This is a genomic window from Candidatus Saccharimonadales bacterium (assembly GCA_035457485.1).
Lineage (GTDB): Bacteria > Patescibacteriota > Saccharimonadia > Saccharimonadales > EFPC-124 > DATIBO01.
The window spans coordinates 872,665-889,392 of the sequence record DATIBO010000006.1; the positions used below are offsets into that span (position 1 = coordinate 872,665).

The 16,728-nt window shown below is 44.2% G+C and carries 13 protein-coding genes and 2 rRNA genes; 4 read left to right on the forward strand and 11 right to left on the reverse strand.

Features of this window, described 5'->3' with window-relative positions:
* Positions 1 to 38 precede the first annotated feature (38 nt).
* The 4 genes from VLA77_04980 to VLA77_04995 form a co-directional block, all read right to left on the reverse strand.
* Positions 39 to 4,241 (reverse strand): hypothetical protein, encoded by a 4,203-nt coding sequence (locus VLA77_04980; protein ID HSE29910.1) that lies wholly within the window; start codon positions 4,239 to 4,241, stop codon positions 39 to 41.
* A gap of 68 nt (positions 4,242 to 4,309) precedes the next feature.
* A complete protein-coding gene (gene recJ, locus VLA77_04985; protein HSE29911.1) occupies positions 4,310 to 5,938 on the reverse strand; it encodes a single-stranded-DNA-specific exonuclease RecJ in 1,629 nt (542 codons plus the stop codon).
* Positions 5,939 to 5,983: 45 nt separating this feature from the next.
* Positions 5,984 to 6,274 carry an ArsR family transcriptional regulator gene (locus VLA77_04990; protein HSE29912.1) on the reverse strand — a complete coding sequence of 97 codons (291 nt, stop codon included), beginning with the start codon at positions 6,272 to 6,274 and terminating at the stop codon, positions 5,984 to 5,986.
* 82 nt (positions 6,275 to 6,356) lie between these two features.
* Positions 6,357 to 7,010, reverse strand: coding sequence for a hypothetical protein (locus tag VLA77_04995; protein HSE29913.1), 654 nt, complete (start codon positions 7,008 to 7,010; stop codon positions 6,357 to 6,359).
* Between the two features lie 42 nt (positions 7,011 to 7,052).
* On the opposite strand from VLA77_04995, the gene priA reads away from it, so the two are divergent.
* From priA to fmt, 3 genes are read left to right on the forward strand one after another with little or no spacing between them, the layout of a single operon-like run.
* Positions 7,053 to 8,981 (forward strand): primosomal protein N', encoded by a 1,929-nt coding sequence (gene priA, locus VLA77_05000; GenBank protein HSE29914.1) that lies wholly within the window; start codon positions 7,053 to 7,055, stop codon positions 8,979 to 8,981.
* 27 nt (positions 8,982 to 9,008) lie between these two features.
* Complete coding sequence (def, locus tag VLA77_05005) at positions 9,009 to 9,578, forward strand: peptide deformylase (protein HSE29915.1); 570 nt, start codon at positions 9,009 to 9,011, stop codon at positions 9,576 to 9,578.
* Complete coding sequence (gene fmt / locus VLA77_05010; GenBank protein ID HSE29916.1) at positions 9,547 to 10,446, forward strand: methionyl-tRNA formyltransferase; 900 nt, start codon at positions 9,547 to 9,549, stop codon at positions 10,444 to 10,446. Before def ends, fmt begins: the two co-directional genes overlap by 32 nt.
* Here fmt and VLA77_05015 read toward each other — a convergent pair.
* The 4 genes from VLA77_05015 to VLA77_05030 all read right to left on the reverse strand — a co-directional run bounded on the left by VLA77_05015 (position 10,443) and on the right by VLA77_05030 (position 14,207).
* Positions 10,443 to 10,775 carry a DUF5663 domain-containing protein gene (locus VLA77_05015; protein HSE29917.1) on the reverse strand — a complete coding sequence of 111 codons (333 nt, stop codon included), beginning with the start codon at positions 10,773 to 10,775 and terminating at the stop codon, positions 10,443 to 10,445. The two genes, fmt and VLA77_05015, sit on opposite strands and share 4 nt — an antisense overlap.
* 54 nt (positions 10,776 to 10,829) lie before the next feature.
* Positions 10,830 to 12,599, reverse strand: a complete 1,770-nt coding sequence (gene infB, locus VLA77_05020) for a translation initiation factor IF-2 (GenBank protein HSE29918.1) — start codon at positions 12,597 to 12,599, stop codon at positions 10,830 to 10,832.
* Positions 12,600 to 12,641: 42 nt separating this feature from the next.
* Positions 12,642 to 13,703, reverse strand: a complete 1,062-nt coding sequence (locus tag VLA77_05025; GenBank protein HSE29919.1) for a S1 RNA-binding domain-containing protein — start codon at positions 13,701 to 13,703, stop codon at positions 12,642 to 12,644.
* 108 nt (positions 13,704 to 13,811) lie between these two features.
* Positions 13,812 to 14,207, reverse strand: a complete 396-nt coding sequence (locus VLA77_05030) for a hypothetical protein (protein HSE29920.1) — start codon at positions 14,205 to 14,207, stop codon at positions 13,812 to 13,814.
* 71 nt (positions 14,208 to 14,278) lie between these two features.
* Here VLA77_05030 and VLA77_05035 point away from each other — a divergent pair, with 71 nt between their 5' ends.
* On the forward strand, positions 14,279 to 15,082 hold the full coding sequence (locus VLA77_05035) for an ROK family protein (GenBank protein ID HSE29921.1): 804 nt from the start codon (positions 14,279 to 14,281) through the stop codon (positions 15,080 to 15,082).
* Positions 15,083 to 15,504: 422 nt separating this feature from the next.
* Here the strand turns inward: VLA77_05035 and VLA77_05040 are convergent, their stop codons facing one another.
* From VLA77_05040 to VLA77_05050, 3 genes are all read right to left on the reverse strand, one after another.
* Positions 15,505 to 15,735 carry a hypothetical protein gene (locus VLA77_05040; protein ID HSE29922.1) on the reverse strand — a complete coding sequence of 77 codons (231 nt, stop codon included), beginning with the start codon at positions 15,733 to 15,735 and terminating at the stop codon, positions 15,505 to 15,507.
* Positions 15,736 to 16,029: 294 nt separating this feature from the next.
* Positions 16,030 to 16,140, reverse strand: a 5S ribosomal RNA gene (gene rrf, locus VLA77_05045).
* A gap of 205 nt (positions 16,141 to 16,345) precedes the next feature.
* Positions 16,346 to 16,728, reverse strand: a 23S ribosomal RNA gene (locus tag VLA77_05050); the annotation flags it as partial.

Consider the following 16,728-nt stretch of genomic DNA (forward strand, 5'->3'; position numbering starts at 1 on the left):
ATTACTTTATCAGATCAGGGGAGAACATGCAATAGATTTTACCTACTTGCGGCTAACAATCCAAGAACTTCAATGTAATCAACGTCGGCAAATCTTGCGGTCGTACCTGCTGATTTAAGTATCATACTCCCGTAGCCAGTTCCGCGACCCGCGCCAGTAGGAATATTTGTCGTAACTTGACAGCGGCTTGTTCCGTCCGTTTGGAAGTCGGCTGAGTCACCTGCCGCATTTACAGTTACATTTAGCCTATACCAAGTGTCAGCTCCAACAGTAATCGTTGTATCGCAAGTACTTTCCACTCCGTTAGACCGACAAACTCCCTGCCATCTTCCGCTTAGCGTGCCGTCGGTGTACCTGAAGAAACATCCGTCGGTTGATTCAGCGTTGTTATTATCGATAAAGCCAGTACGATATGTGTAGGTTTCTGTTCCGGTCGATAAAGTTGGAATTTTTACTGACGCTTCGTAGCGCCATTCGTTGCTATTACCAAGCAAAATTCCTTCTTCGGCGTCGGCAGCAACAGATGCTCGACCACCAGCCGTTGTTCCTGTGCTGTGCCTCAGTACGCCTGGATGGTTCGCAATCGAGCCAACAGCGTCGTTGTCGTTGGATGTGCCGGCCAATGCATTAGTACCAAAAATAAAATAGCTGTCTGTTCCAATAGAAGTAAAATCGGAATAAACCTTCATCTGAGTTCGGCCGCTCTGGATGCAATCTCGCCAAAAACCATATTCGTAGCAGCGCATTTTATTAGTTACGCTGTTGTAGTACATACCTCCGGCGACCCCAGTCGGATCACCCGAAGTATTTTTTGTATCTAAAACCAACAAAGCGCCCGTTGCGTCAGCCGATGTGTTGCCAATATACACTCGTGAACTGCTGCTGTCTACAACAAACTGAGGCACCGCACTAGCATTCAAAACTCGAAAAGCTGTTGCCGAACTAAAGTTATTTACAGTTACGTCGGCATGAAATTCGGATAATCCGGTAACAAACAACTGGTCATTTACCGTTAAATCCTGGCCGACATCTGCATTTAAAGTTACTGACAAGTTTCCGTTAGTATACAGGGTGTTAGTCGAGTTATTCACTCCCAGAAGTGGGGTTGTTCCATCGGTATCGTAAACGACGAACGCAGAGGCTGACGACGTTTGCGGAGTAAACGAAATTGAGCTAGCATTTAGCGTTGCTAGCGTAGCTAAGCTGTTAAGCGAAGTTCCCGAAACGCCACCAACGCTCGCCTGCAAAAGGATACTTCCGCCGGCCGCACTACCAGTGCCCTGACCGCTGGCAATTCTTATATTTGCTCCCGTGACATCAGTTCCAGAGCCACTAGTCCCCTGAAGCGTAAATGCTCCAGGGGTAGCGTTTGTAACTCCATTGCCTACGACTACTTGGTTAATTGCAGATGAGCTACTGCCCACAACAAGTTGGTTAGAGGCCGTAGTTGTAGCACCAGTACCTAAGGCAATGCTGTCCGCCGCACCGGTTGTCGCACTTGTGCCCACCGCAATTGATGAGTTAGTATTAGCGACCGCAGAGTTTCCAAGGGATACGCTCTGGAATGCCGACTGAGCCGTGTAGCCAATGGCGGTACACGCATTGCCTGTACAATTCGAAGCGGTGCCAATCGCTATAGAGTTATCCAGAGCACTGGCGTTGTAACCGATAGCTACGGAATCACTATTACCCGTAATGTTTGCACCATTACCTACGACTACGTTGCGAACATCGTTTGTGCTCGCCCCATTCCCAAAAACCTCACTGTTTGCCGTACCTTGCGGATTACTAATATACGCCGTCGCTCCCTGTAAAAGTAGATCAGTATTGCTAGATAAAGTTACATCAGCGCCGTCGGCGGCTATCGTCAGACGTGTTACTCCACCCGTTTCAAACTGCAAGGCGTTGGCATCATTTGTGCCCAAGGTTGCTGTCGCTCCAAAGCTATTACCACCTTGGATAAATGCCGTCGCGCCACCACCCGGAACCAAGCAATCAACCCATGTGCTATTTTCGAAGCAACGGAATTTACCAGTGTTGCTATTGTAGTACATGCCGCCGTCTACACCAGTTGGGTCGCCCGCGCTGGTTTTAGTATCAAGCACTAAAAGGGTCCCGGTGATATCTGCAGCCCCAATTGTTACGTTGGCAGTTGGTTGTAAGGCAATTCCAGCACCGCTCGTTACGGTCATACCTGCCCCACCTTGCAACAAGGTTGCGGAACTACCGTTAGTCGAGCCGATTGTTGTTGTGTGTGCAGTGCTGGATGATCCAAAGCTACACGCGCCCGTTCCACACTGAATTTGAGTTGCACTAGTTAAAGTCGAGCTTCCGATTGTTACGTTTTGAGCTGCAGATCCCGTCGCTATGTTTACGGTTCGAGCCTGAGCCCCTGCCCCAATATTTATGGCACCTGTACCCGAATCGATTGTAACTGGACTGTTAGTGGTTGCGTTACCAACTGTGATTGAAGTTGCAGTTGTTCCACCGATAGTCAAGCCTGCGGCAGTGGCTGTATCAAGCGAAGGTGTCAATAATGACGTATTGGCTCTACCTGTACCCGAGATCCTAAAGTCGGCAGACTGATCAGACCCTGACTGATTCTGAATATAATTTGCTGATCCGCTTGCCGCTGCAAAACCACAAGCTGTACTACCCTGCAAACAAACTGTACCGTCTGCGTCAGGTAAGGTATAGGTTCGGCTCGCGGTGAGTGCACCCTGTAAAATCGAGCCCAGAAATCCAGAACCGATGTGAGCCAGGTTAATTGTTCCCGTCTGAGAGCTGGAAACCCCGACCGTTACATCACCGCCGTTCACCGCTAAATCGCCAGTTAAGGTTTGGTTAGTAAATGTGGGTGAAGCCGAAGTAGATATATTTTGTATTGTATTAATAGTCCCAGACCCGTTATCTGTAAAGTTTGAACTATTAAATTGTGCAATACCTTTCTGGCTCGTACTTGCGTTGTCTATGGTTATCGTTGATCCGGCTCCACTGGAATTAGCAACTGTTAACGCCCCATTAAGACCGTTAACAGATGTCACTCCTCCACTTCCTGGGCAAGCGGCGAACGCTGGGGCTCCAGCAGTAGAAACTAAACAAAGACCAGGGCCGCCCGCTACAACCGCCGTCAACGGACTAGCTCCGTTGCCCAGAACTACGCCGTTAGACGAAAGAGAAGTTGCTCCGGTTCCCCCGTTGCCCACAGTAAGTGCGTTAGATAACGACACACTACCAGTTACTGATAAGTCTCCATTAACAGTGATAACCGTGCCGCTTTCAGACAGTAAAGAGTTCTCTATGTTTTGTACGCCGGTAAATTTCGCGATCCTACCAGCAGTTCCGCCTCCACTTGTTACCGTGCCAGCTCCACCAACATTACTGATCGTCAAATTGCCCGCACCGTCGTTGGTAATGGTTAAATTTATTGTTCCGGCGGTGAGGCTGTTAACACCAGTGTTGCTAATTGTTCCATTTGCTACAGCCAAGCCATTCCCGACACTTAGCGCGCCACTTGCCCCACCTAACGAAATAACGCCCGTGTTAGTTAAAGTAGTGCCATCTATTGCAATCCCGCCGCCACTTGTTAGAGTCACATTTCCGGTTTGGCCTTGAACCGCGAGTACTCCTGTGTTGCTCAATTGACCATTTGCGTTACTAATTCCAGAGCCTACAGGAATGTCGCCAGGAAGTTGAATAAAATCTGTGCCGTTATAATAGCCTAATTGATTAGAGGTCTGGTCGTAATAAATTTGACCAGCCGTAGCGTTACTTGGCTGTGCCGATGGGGAGATTATAAATGAATCGTTAACCTGAAGCTTTCCATTAATAGTTAGACTTCGAGTTGCGACCAAGTTGAGTCCGTCGCCGGCAAGAAAATCATCCAAAGGAATCTCTACCGTATCAAACTGACTAGTTGAAATCTGTTCGCTCCGTGGGCTGAACAAATTAAATGCAACCCATCCAGATAGGCCTAACAGCCCAGCAACCGCTACCGTAACGCCAACAATTATTAGCCGCTTTTTATTGGATTTGGTTTTAGGCACCTGCACCGGTGGCGGAGGCGGCGTAAAACTTTCTGAACTATTTTGAACACTACTAAAAGACGTGGGCTCACTAGGAACCTGTTGTCCTTGGACTGTATTTGAATAGGGTGTCTGCTGTAAAGACGGATTGTTTGATATGTTTTTGTCTTTTGAGGTACCCAATCCAAAATTTATATCTTGGATTTTGTTTTCCACCTTTTTTGTCTCTTTTTTTAAAAGTCCAATTTAATTATACCACTTACGCTTATGTCTACAATACTAAATTACATCAATTTAATTAGCTGACCTTCAAGTTTAACAGTTCCGCGCCATTCGTTTTCAACGATTTTAAAAATTACATCTATAGTTTCACCGACATCATTGTCGTATTTACTAACCATCCCAAATCCAATTAAATCCCAAGTGTTGCCCTTTTTATCACAGACCGTAAGTTTAAGATGGTTTTGATCTTTACCTAGGTGCCGTCGATTCTGAACTATTACGTCAGTAAGCTTGAATAACGGCTCAGGGTTGCCATGACCAAAGGGTTCTAGAGATTTAATAACATTGCTAAGCTCAAAGTCTAACTCAGTTACATTATCGATGATTGCGTCAATTTTTGGTTCTAAATGTCTAAGCTGATCTTGTATTCCCTTACTTCTGTAAAATTCGTTTAGCGACTTGCGAAAATTATGAATTTTATCAGTCTTTAAGGTGATGCCGGCCGCCAACTTATGACCCCCACCCTTAATTAACCACTGGTCGGCGTTTCTGATTGCCTCAACGGCGCTAAAATCGCCAAAGCTACGTGCCGAGCCTTTGGATTCCTCGCCCATTTCTTCTAACACAAAAGTTGGTTTTTGATAATGTTCCAAAATTTTTGCGGCCACAATCCCAATAATTCCATGCGACCAGCCTGCACCGCTTAAAACAAGTACAGGATCGTTGGCAAATTGCTCTGCCTGAATTTTGGCTTCGGCGAAAATTCTATCTTGTTCAGCTCGCCTAGCGATGTTCATTTCTCGCAACTTGTACGCGATCTCTAAACCTTTCATTGCATCATCAGCGGTTATCAAATCTAAGCTATGCTGAGCAGTTTCGAGTCGACCAGCTGCATTTAAATGGGGGCCTATGACAAAACCGAGTGATCGCGAGTTTAGCTTAGACATCTCGAGACCTGTGACTTGTGCAATCGACCTTAGTCCGGGCCGCCTAGTCTTTTGTAGAACTTTTAGTCCCCACAAAACGTTCGCACGATTTTCATCCACCAACTGAACAACATCACAAACAGTTCCAAGCGCCACTAAGTCAAGTAGCCATTTTTCCTGGCCCTCAGCCAGGCCTTCCATTTTTTGTTGCATTGCTTGCACTAGCTTAAATGCAACCCCAACACCAGCTAGATCGATAAAAGGATAGTTGTGATCGTTTCGCTTAGGGTTGATGGTCGCGATGGCGTTCGGCATAACATCAGCCACGCTGTGGTGATCAGTTACTATCACATCCATTCCCAGTCCGTTGGCTAAATCTATCTCTTTATGACTCAAGCTACCGCAGTCCACCGTAACAATCAAGTTTGCGCCTTTTGCAGCAATCTCCTTGATAGCACCTTTGCTCAGCCCGTAGCCATCGACGAATCGGTTAGGAATAAAAGCCTCGCACCGCAACCCAAAACTTTTGAACGCATCCAGTAAAAGCGAGGTTGCAGTTAACCCATCAATATCGTAGTCGCCATAAATAAAAATAAGTTCGTTTTTTTGTTTTGCTTGCTGCAGGCGCTCTACCGCTTTTTGCATATCCGGCAACAAAAAGGGATCATGTTTAAAATCTTCAAAGTCTGGCGCCAAAAAAGCCTGGCGCTTATCTTTTTCGTAGATTCCCCGTGTTTTAAAAAGCTGTTCAATTACCCCAGACATAGGCTACATTGTAGCGTTAGCTTGGGATATATGCCAAATTTATTTTTAGGCTTCGCGCTTGGCTTTGTGAGTTTGACGCTGAGATTTTAAAACGATACTTTGCAACTCTTTAAAGATTACAAAATGCTTGTTGGTAAAATAAATCTTGGTGTTACTTTGCTTTTCAGATTGCAAAAAACCAACTTTTTCAAGACGTTTGAGTTCTCGTTGAATGTTTCCCGGATCTTCTTTTATTAACTTAGCAAGACCCCTCACATGAGTGCGAAAATCTGGATATTTGGCGTAAACCACTATGATTTTCCGCCGCACCCTCGATGTTATGAACACATCCAGCATTTTTATTCCCTAACAATTATCTTACTTTAGCATCTGTTGTTGTTAGTAATTTTACACGCGTTTTAAGGAAAAAACAACCTAACTAACACCAACTAAGCACTATATTTTTAACTTTTTCTACAGCCTGTTCATGAGTAATCTTTTCGTTTACATCGTAATAATGGCTTGCGTTGAAGTAGTTTTCGGTTACAGCTAAGCAGTGGATCTCATCAGCGACGATGTGCATTCTATCGACGGCAGTAACAGATGCAATTGGTGTGGCTATTATTAATCTCTTAACTTTTATTGGCTTTAGGAATTCGCTCACAGCATCCAATTTTTGACCATCTTTTAGTCCGTCGGCAACTACGATAACTACATGTTCACGCAAAACTGCCGGCTCGATCATTCCTCCGCTTGCTAAAAGTCGGTTGATTTTGGCATAGCTTTCGCGCTTCTGCTCTTCGATAAACCCATGGTATTCGCCGTAATAATCATCTCGCTCGCCCTCGGACATCGAGCGATTGTAGCTAAAACCACCAGTCTGATCAACAGTTCCGTAAGTTAAGCCTTCCCCTGGCACACCAATTTTCTCGGTTATAAAAAGACCAAGCAAAGCATGCAGCTGCGCAGCAATAGGCTCAGCCACCAAAACCGAACTGTACCCTAAAGCAATAACAGCACAGTTCTCGAACCTATACTGTTGGAGTTTGCTCGCTATCAACTGTCCTGCAGCGCTACGTGACTGGAAATACATATAGCTTAAGTTTATCAGAGCATCGTGTCGTATAGTAGTATCATGACCTATTATTACCTAATTGCTCCAGCGGCCGTAGTTCGAGAAAACAGTCCGGCTTTTACCTATGAGAGTACTATCGAACTTGCCGAAGGCACAGTTTTGCAGGTACCGGTCGGCAAAAAAACTTTTACCGCAGTCGTTATAGAACAGATTAAAAAACCACAATTTGCTACAAAACCAGTTGGTAAAATTTTAACGAATCAACCGGTGCCTGCGCCTTTAATAAGGCTCGCATTTTGGCTAAGCGAATACTATTGCACGCATTTGGGTATAGTTTTGCAAGCTATTCTTCCAACCGGGCTACAAAAGCAAAGAAAACTGCCTAAATCTACCACTCACCCCAGTAGAGACAGGATAAAAATTGTACTCAATCCAACCCAAAAAGCTGCACTTGAAGTCATAAAATCATCCAAAAACCAGACTATTCTATTGCATGGCGTTACTGGGTCCGGCAAGACTCAAGTGTACATAGAGTCAGTTCGAGAACAGCTTACCAAGGGTAAGTCAGCAATTGTTTTAGTACCCGAAATTTCCCTAACGCCCCAGCTAGTGGCAGAATTCTCGAACCACTTTAAAAACCTAATAGTAACTCACTCAGCGATGACAGAAGCCGCAAGGCACTTAGCATGGGTCGAAGCCCTACAGTCAATAGAACCAACCGTTGTAATTGGTCCGAGATCAGCTCTTTTTTTGCCTCTAAAAAACGTTGGCATAATTGTGATCGACGAATGCCACGAACCAAGCTACAAACAAGACATGTCGCCAAAATACTCCAGCTTACGTGCTGCAAGCGTTCTGGCTAAGGAGCATGGCGCAAACTTGGTTTTAGGCAGCGCCACCCCAAGCGTAGCCGACTTTTACCTTGCAGACGAACAAAACAAACCCATTGTCATACTCCCTAAGCCAATCTCAGGTGATTTTAAAGTTGAGGTTGTAAGCGTAGACCTAAAAAAGAAAGAAAACTTTAAAAAACATCGTTTCGTGTCTGATGAATTAGTTAACTCAATAAACGAGACTCTTCAGCAAAAAAAGCAAGTTTTATTATTTCACAACCGGCGTGGCACCGCCCCCACCACAATTTGCAGCGAGTGTGGCTGGATAGCAAACTGCCCCGAATGTTTTTTACCGCTAACTCTACACGCTGACAAACATATTTTAATGTGCCACCTGTGCGGCCATTCTCAAAAAATATCAACCAACTGCCCAACCTGCTCCGAGCCAACCATTATCTTTAAGGGTATTGGCACGAAAATGATCGAAACTGAGGTGGCTAGATTATTTCCGAAGGCTAGGATCGCGCGTTTTGATGCGGATACAAAAAAAGAAGATGCACTGCACAACAGATATCAGCAGCTCTACGATGGCGAGGTAGACATAATTATTGGGACCCAAATACTTGCAAAGGGCTTGGACTTGCCTAAGCTCGATCTGGTTGGAGTAATTCAGGCCGACAGTGGATTAATGCTCCCGGACTACACGGCGAATGAACGAGTTTTTCAGTTGCTCTACCAGGTAATGGGACGCGTGGGACGTGTCAGCCAATCAGGAAAGGTGGTAGTTCAGAGCTTTCAGCCGGAGCATCCAATAATCGTCCAAGGAACAAAACGTGATTTCGCGGAGTTCTACAAACAAGAGCTAGCCCTTAGGCAAAAAAACGCACTCCCTCCTTACAGCTATTTGCTTAAACTAACTTGCAGTTACAAAACCGAAACATCAGCGATTACGGCAAGCCAAAAATTAGCAAATAGCTTGCGATCTATAAAATACGTTAAAGTTTTAGGCCCTACCCCCTCATTTTACGAACGACTTGGCGGCAATTACAGATGGCAAATCGTAGTTAAATCTAGAAAACGTGATTTACTCACGAAAATCGTTAAAGATCTATCGCCAAAATGGCAATTCGACCTGGATCCAATTAGCTTGCTCTGATCTGTTAAATCGGTTATAGTTAGCTTAATGACTACACGACACGACATAATCACCTTGCCTAATAAGCATTTGAGGCAAAAATCTAAACGCGTGCACGTAATTACCGACGAAACACGTGAATTAATTACCGACATGCAAACCTCAACCTTAGATTGGGAAGACCATCGCCCACATGAATTGGGTGTGGCTTTGGCTGCAGTTCAAATAGATCGACTTGAGCGTGTAGTAATAGTTAGAAGCGACTTTGAAAACAAAGCCGATCGTAATTTTTTAACATTAATAAACCCAGAGGTCACAAAACTCGAAGGCGAAATTGTATACGATCACGAAGGCTGCTTAAGTGTCCCCGATGTTTATGGTCTAGTTCCACGCCACACAAAAGTCCGCGTAAAAGCGCTCGACGAAAACGGCAATGAAGTCCGCATTAAAGCCAGTGGTTTTTTAGCTCGAGTTTTGCAGCACGAAATCGACCACACCAATGGTATAGTTTTTGTTGACCATATTAAAAACGATGATTCTTTCTTTAAATTAACAGATCAAGGTGAACTTAAAAAGGTTCCACACAATGAAGTCTTGCAAAATAGTATTCTTTGGTAACGAACGTCTTAGTACAGGCTACAAACCAAGCGGCGCTCCGACTTTGCAGCGCTTGATAGATGCTGGTTTTAGCGTGGCTGCAGTTGTCGCTAGCCATGAGATGGCTGTTTCGCGTAAAAAACGCGAGCTGGAGGTTGAGCACATCGCAAAGCAAAACAACATACCGGTTCTACTGCCCAATAAAGTTAAAGACATTGAGCAGCAGCTAAAAGATTTTGCTGCAGATATTGGTATTTTGGTGGCTTTTGGTCAGATGATTCCAGAATCTATAATTAATATTTTTCCGCACGGGATAATAAACATTCACCCGTCGCTCTTACCGAGATACCGCGGACCGATTCCAATCGAGCAAGCAATTCTGGATGGAGCAAACGAAACTGGAGTCTCCATAATGGGACTAGTTAAAAAAATGGACGCTGGCCCAATTTTTGATCAAGCTAGAGTGACTCTCGTGGGCAACGAATCTAAGCAAGACTTAACTGAAAAATTACATAAGCTCGGAGCCGACCTAGTAATCAGGAGCTTGCCTTCAATTTTAGATGGCTCGGCCAAATCAAAGAGTCAGAACGAATCAGAAGCCACTTACTGCCAGCTTCTACATAAATCTGATGGTGTAATCGACAAACAAAAACCCGCAATACAACTAGAGCGCGAAATTCGAGCCTTCCAAGAATGGCCAAAAAGCCGTGCAAACATTTTTGGCAAAGACGTGATTATTAAAAGCGCACACGTAGCGACACAGAAAAACGAAAAAGACTTATTTTTGGAATGCGGCCAAAACAGTTTGCTAAAAATAGACCAACTTGTTGGTCCAAGTGGTAAGCAAATGAGCGGCACCGACTTTATAAAAGGCTATAACAAGCCCTAGACTTTGCTAGATTCCTCGACCGGCTCATCGCTCACAATTTTGTCTTTGTTGGCAATAACTTCTTGTTTGAGCTTTTCGAGCTCTTCAGCAACAACAGCTTTGTAATCTGGACGGTTGGATTCAAGCCAAGACAAAGCACCGTCTTGATCGTTTCCATCAACTAGCTTTTCAAACTTCTCTAGTTGATCATCACTCATGCCCTCAGAGAGTCGAGTTCCAACTCTAAGCTCAAGTTCTTCATATAAATGCTGAAGAAACGCCTTTTTCTGGTCATCTGGCATATCACCCAAACCTAAACTTTGCAGAAAATCATCATCGAATTGGAACATATAGATCCTTTATTACTTAGATCTATTGTGACATTAATTGCCCGTCTTAGCAATCTAGAGTTTGCGCTTTACAAGCTCGCGCTTAAAGAACTCGAGCTTATCGCCTTCTTCGACAACCACTTTACCCTTAGTATCAAGCGAGAGTCCACACATGTCGCCCTCAAAAGCTTCTTTAACTTCCATTTTCTCGCGTTGTACATGCGAGACTTCAGCCTCAGCGATTTGCTCATCGCCACGCTTAATACGAACGAGTAGCTTTGGCTCAACTTTGCCTTTTGTGATTTCACCACCACAAATCGCTTGATCTTTAGTAATTTTAAATACACCTTTTACAGTAAGTTTACCGATTTCTGTTTCAACCACATCTGGCGCAAGCAGATTCTCAAGTGTTAGAGTTGCGTCCTCTAGAAGTTCGTAGATGATTTTGTAAAGCTTGACTTCCACTTTGTCGCGAGCAGCAAGTTTTTTAACCGCTGGTGGCAATTGCACATTAAATCCATAAATCACTGCCTGAGATCCGGCAGCCATACGAACATCGTTTTCAGAAATATTGCCCACGCCACTACTGATAATTCGTGGGGCAACTTCGTCGCGTTCCAAAAGCTTCAAACTATCAACAACTGACGTCAGCGAGCCTTGAACGTCGGCGCGCACAATAAAGTTAACTAATTGCTTTTCTTTGCGGCGGTTCATTAAATTCAAAAGGTCACTACTAGTTGTTGCCGAAGCTTGAACGTCATCCTTAAAACTCTGTTTATGCTTTTCAGCCAAGGTGCGCGCTTCTTTTTCGCTCTTTACAACAGTGAACCGCTCACCAAATTCTGGCAGAGTTTTAAAGCCGCTAACCACAACTGGGGTAGATGGACCTGCTTGCTTAATTGGCCGACTAGCAAAGTCACCTAAAGTACGGATTTTGCCCACAGACTCGCCAGCAACAATAAAGTTGCCCGGTTTAAGAATGCCGTGCTCGACCAAAAGTCCAACCACAGCGCCTTTACCCTGTTCCATGTGAGATTCAATAATCAAGCCTTCTGCAGGAACATCGACTTCGGCCTTAAGCTCTTCAATGTCTGCAACAAGGAGGATCATCTCAAGCAACTTATCGATTCCCTGCTTGGTTTTAGCCGAAACTTCAACCATAACAGTATCGCCACCCCATTCTTCGGTCATCAAGTTGTGGTCGGTTGCAAGCTGTTGCTTAACGCGATTAACGTCTGCATCTGGTTTATCAATTTTATTTAGCGCGACGATAATTTGAGCGTTGGCTTGACGAGCAAATCTAATTGCTTCCACAGTCTGAGGCTTAACGCCGTCGTCTGCCGCGACAACAATCACTACAACGTCAGTAAGAGCCGCTCCGTGCTGTCTTAGAGCGCTAAACGCTTCGTGGCCAGGGGTATCCAGTAAAGTGATAGTACGGCCCTTATACTGCGTCTGGTACGCAGAAATGTGCTGAGTAATTCCACCCGCCTCACCGCTCGCAACTTTTGTATCTAGAACAGCGTCAAGCAAACTGGTCTTGCCATGATCAACATGACCCATTACAGCGACGATCGGCGGACGCTCTTGAGCTTTATCAGTTAGAGTTCGCGCACTCTTTGCAGCAGGTTTGGTTTCGTCGGCAGCTTTTTGTTTAAGCTCAACCTCAAGACCCAACTCATCAACAATAATTTGAGCAGTTTCGATATCAATGCGCTGGTTTACAGTCGCCATTATTCCGTTTTTAAAAAGCTCACCTATCAGTTTAGTAACCGGCAAATCGAGTTGAGCCGCCAGTTCTCCGACGGTAATCATGTTTCCGACCATAAGAGTCTTTTTTTCCATGACCACTTCTCCTTTCTGGCGGCTCCTGCTCGGAGCCCGTTATTATTTTTTAAGGCTTAAAGAAATCTTGCGATTTTCTTTATCGATATCCAAGATCTTAAAGGTCTTCTTTTCGTTTAGATTGAAGATTTTTTCAGGATCAGCACCTTCGCCTTCGCCGAGCTCAGTCACATGAACCAAAGCTTCAACGGCTGGGCTAATCTGAATGAATGCGCCAAAAGGTGTAATACGAGTTACGGTCCCTTCGACTTCTTCACCTTTTTTGAACTTTTCTACTTCTTTAGCCCATGGATCTTCTTGCATCTGCTTCAAGCTTAGGCTCAAGCGGTCTTTGTCGATAGCAATAATTTTAGCTTCAACAGTGTCGCCGACTTTTATGTAATCGCCTGGGTTGTTAACACGCTCCCAGCTAATTTCGCTGATGTGGATCAAACCTTCGATTCCATCAACATTAACAAACGCTCCAAAATCTACGACTCCAGTCACAACACCTTTAACGGCATCGCCAACTTTGAGTTTGTCAAAACGCTCAGCCAAACCTTCTTTAATCGCCTCTTTTTCAGAGAAGATAAGCTTGTTTGTCTTGCGGTCTGCATCGAGGATGCGAACTTTAAGAGGTTTGTTAATTAGCGAGTTCAAGCGCTGCAAGATTTCATCTTTGTCAGCACCAGATACACGTGGATAGTGTTCTGCGCTTAATTGGCTTACCGGCATAAAGCCACGAATACCTTCTAGCTCGATCAGCATTCCACCGCGGTTTGCGTCGTAAGCCGTAACTTCGATCGCTTCACCAGATTCAAGAATGCGGGCAATTTCATCCCAACCACGATCTTTTGCAGCTTTTCGTAAGCTCAAAAGCGCGTACCCTTCTTCGATTTCTGGGTCTACAACGCTAGCTGTAACACTATCGCCTTCTTTTAGAGTGCGCATGCCGCCAATTTCGCGACGTGGCACCAAACCAACACCGTAAGGGCCAAGATCTACCCAAAGTTCGTTTTTGCGAACAGAGATAACCTTTCCTTCTACGACATCAGTAGTTGTTAGTTGTTTAATGGACTCCTGCTCAAGCAGCTCATCCATAGTAATAGGTTTGGCGTTAGCCATGAGTGTTTTTACACTCCTTTCAATGGTGTATTTCTTTAAAGCACGTTTAAAACGCGCATTAAGATTAAGTCTATTTAACCTTATCTGCCCCTAAAAGTAAAGGGTTAGCTAAACTCGACGAGCCAAAATTTCTGATTGAACAAACTTTGCAATTGCAAATGCTGCAATAATAACTATTGCTGCGTTTAGTAAAACTTCATTTGCACCGGCAGCAGGGATTGTTGTCGCGCTCTCAGTCGTAGTAGCTTCTTCGCTGTCTTGGCTACTAGAAATTTCCGTGCCTGCAACTTCACCCTCTTGGGTTGCAACTGGCTCCTCTTCTGTTGGTACAGTTTCTGTTTCGGTGTTAGTTTCGGTTTGTTGTGACGTCTCGCTATTCGCCGCAACTTCATCGGCTCGGTTTTTTGCCCAAACCACACCAAAGATCACTAATCCTAAAAGGGCTAGGCCGATGGCAATAAAAACTACTCTTTTACCTGGATTATTTGCTTCTTCTGACTGCATTTCCCCTCACTCCTTAATAAACTTATTTTAAAACCCATGGAACATAAATGCAACAATGATAAACTATTACTATGGTTACAGCGATTGACATTGGGGCGACTAAAACTTTAATTGCGCAATTCGATGCGTCAATGAATCCAACGCACGAAATTAGGTTTGAAACTAACCAAGATTCGCTAATCTTTCTCAACGAGCTCAAGTCACACCTACTTAAGTTTAGCCATGTTTCTGTCATAGTCGCAGGCGTTCCAGGGATAGTGAGCCATGACGGAGTGATCTTAAAATGTGGTAATCTGCCTTGGAAAAATTTTAACTTGGCAGCCGAACTATCAAACATTTACGACTGCCCTGTTTTTATAGAAAACGACGCGAGCCTAGCAGCTTTATCAGAAGTTAACTTATTAAAACCTATTCCCGTCACAGGACTTTACCTAACTATAAGCACGGGAATTGGCGGTGGCATAATCGTAGGCGGTCGACTTTTAGACGGGTTAAAACAATCTGAGCCTGGACATATTTTAATAAAGCGCGATGGTTTATGGAGTGAATGGGAAGATTTCGCATCTGGCAGTGCGATAAAAAAACAATTCGGTAAGCTGGCGCGCGATATTGAGTCGGACGAAGACTGGCAATTAATAACCGAGAACATAGCCGAGGGTTTATACGCGTTGATTCCAGTTTTACAGCCCAACGTGATAATTTTTGGCGGTGGTGTAGGCAAATATTTTGACCGATTTGAACATATGCTCACCGAAAAACTATCTAAAAATCTCCCAGAATACATAAGCAGACCAAAGTTGACCGAAGCAAAGCACCCAGACGAAGCGGTTTTATACGGCTGTTACTATTATGCTCAACATCAAATCCAAGTTTAATAAAATTCTACAAGACTTTAATAAGTTTATTTTTAAAGAAAGTACTAATTTTTATTGGAGCTCTAGCGAAAAAATAATTTATTATAAGCAAATTACATCTAGCGATGACATTTTACTTTTACTTCACGAGATCGCTCACGCCGAGCTAGAACATAAAAACTTTAATCTCGATGTAGACTTAATAAAAATAGAAGCAGAAGCATGGCAAAAGGCTAGTTCACTGGCTTTAGTTTATGACCTCGCGATCAATGACGAATTGGTCCAAGATAGCTTAGACACTTACCGGATCTGGCTTCATAAGCGAAGCTTGTGCCCAGACTGCAATCAGAACGGCATACAGACAAACCAAAACGTCTACAGCTGTATAAACTGTAGACGTAAATGGCGGGTTAATAATTCCCTATTTTGCAAATTGCGCCGTACTAGGCTGCCAATTCGTAATCTGACTTAACAGTAGGCGTTGCTGATTTCGAACGACGGCTTATTAGACCACCTTTGCGACCAGCTGCACGGGCTAGCTCTCTGTTAGCGTAAAAGCCACCAGTGTGACCTTTTTTACCACCGTTTGCACCAATTCGTGCGTAAAAATCCTTACCATGACGTTGTTTGTTAGTAGCAGCAGCGCGCTGACCACCAGCTTTAGTTCCAGCCATAAATCTCCTTTACCTCAAAAATGAGTTATAACTTAAACATTTTAGCAATGTTTATGCTTTTTGTCAATATAGCGTAAGCATTAAAAATATTATTTGGTAAAAAACATAAAATATCATGGAGTGATTGAAAATTTTCCGGGCAGCAATGAACTCTATTATATGCAGTGATATAAAGAATATATACCCTCACCCGTCGGAATGCAGGCTGTAGAATTAAGCCGAGTTAGCTCAAAATAAGCAATAAATGCGCCCAAGAAAGATAAAAACCTCGGCGTTAACCGAGGTTTTTATATAAAACGGCACCGTGCTAGTTTCCCACCAAAAGGTAGTATAATCGCCGCTACTGGGCTTAACTTCTGTGTTCGGAATGAGAACAGGTGTTTCCCCAGCGCCATGGGCACCGAAATATGTTACCTATTTTTATTTAGCCTTCGTTCATAATTTCTATGACTCCCGACTTAAATTATAAAGGTCAAATATTTCGATGTCCATAAAGTGCTTGAAATTCAGATGTTAAAGATGACAATTAGTGTTTAGATTAACACTAACTACTAGCCAAACCTTACCTCATCTGCATGACTTATGCAAGCATAAGTTTTACAGAAAAGGACATAAAAAGTCGTTGGCCCTATTAGTACGCTTAGGCTCCATGCATTACTGCACTTCCACCGTGCGCCTATCAACCAGATAATCTTTCTGGGGGCTCATAGGGAAATCTAATCTTGAGGTTAGTTTCGCGCTTAATATGCTTTCAGCGCTTATCTAGACCGTACGTAGCTACTCGACACTGCGCTTGGTAGCACAATCGATACACCAGAGGTACGTCCGCCCCGGTCCTCTCGTACTAGGGGTAGATCCTCTCAAATTTCCTGACGTCCGTACCGGATATAAACCGAACTGTCTCACGACGTTCTGAACCCAGCTCGCGTACCACTTTAATCGGCGAACAGCCGAACCCTTGGAAGGTGCTCCCCCTCCAGGATGTGATGAGCC

What these genes read in the sequence shown, in the direction of transcription:
- recJ (HSE29911.1), bottom strand. Translation starts at nt 5,938, where the DNA reads ATGTCTGGGGTAATTGAACAGCTTTTTAAAACACGGGGAATCTACGAA.
- infB (HSE29918.1), bottom strand. Translation starts at nt 12,599, where the DNA reads ATGGAAAAAAAGACTCTTATGGTCGGAAACATGATTACCGTCGGAGAA.
- VLA77_05035 (HSE29921.1), top strand. Translation starts at nt 14,279, where the DNA reads ATGGTTACAGCGATTGACATTGGGGCGACTAAAACTTTAATTGCGCAA.
- VLA77_05025 (HSE29919.1), bottom strand. Translation starts at nt 13,703, where the DNA reads ATGGCTAACGCCAAACCTATTACTATGGATGAGCTGCTTGAGCAGGAG.
- VLA77_04995 (HSE29913.1), bottom strand. Translation starts at nt 7,010, where the DNA reads ATGTATTTCCAGTCACGTAGCGCTGCAGGACAGTTGATAGCGAGCAAA.
- VLA77_04990 (HSE29912.1), bottom strand. Translation starts at nt 6,274, where the DNA reads ATGCTGGATGTGTTCATAACATCGAGGGTGCGGCGGAAAATCATAGTG.
- def (HSE29915.1), top strand. Translation starts at nt 9,009, where the DNA reads ATGACTACACGACACGACATAATCACCTTGCCTAATAAGCATTTGAGG.
- priA (HSE29914.1), top strand. Translation starts at nt 7,053, where the DNA reads ATGACCTATTATTACCTAATTGCTCCAGCGGCCGTAGTTCGAGAAAAC.
- fmt (HSE29916.1), top strand. Translation starts at nt 9,547, where the DNA reads ATGAAGTCTTGCAAAATAGTATTCTTTGGTAACGAACGTCTTAGTACA.
- VLA77_05040 (HSE29922.1), bottom strand. Translation starts at nt 15,735, where the DNA reads ATGGCTGGAACTAAAGCTGGTGGTCAGCGCGCTGCTGCTACTAACAAA.
- VLA77_05030 (HSE29920.1), bottom strand. Translation starts at nt 14,207, where the DNA reads ATGCAGTCAGAAGAAGCAAATAATCCAGGTAAAAGAGTAGTTTTTATT.
- VLA77_05015 (HSE29917.1), bottom strand. Translation starts at nt 10,775, where the DNA reads ATGTTCCAATTCGATGATGATTTTCTGCAAAGTTTAGGTTTGGGTGAT.